Below are 255 nucleotides of genomic sequence, written 5' to 3' on the forward strand. Positions count from 1 at the left end.
GGTCTTGCCCGCCACGATCCGCTGACCACGCTCTGCTGCCGCGTCGAATATCGCGTCGACGCTGGTGGGGGCGATGGTGGCGAAAGAGCAGACAGTGGTCGTGCCGTTGGCCAGCGTCAGATCCAGATAGCGCCCGGCGATGTCGCGGGCATAGGCGGGGTCTGACAGGCGCATTTCCTCGGGGAAGGTATAGCTGTTGAGCCAGTCGATCAGCCGTTTGCCCCAGCTCGCGATGATGGCGGTCTGCGGATAATG

Annotated in this window: 1 pseudogene; it reads right to left on the reverse strand. The window is 63.9% G+C overall.

The features are described 5' to 3' along the window. Positions 1-255, reverse strand: a pseudogene (locus tag O4G76_RS21035) (amidohydrolase family protein); the annotation flags it as partial.

It is taken from the genome of Limimaricola sp. G21655-S1 (assembly GCF_027213785.1).
GTDB lineage: Bacteria > Pseudomonadota > Alphaproteobacteria > Rhodobacterales > Rhodobacteraceae > Limimaricola.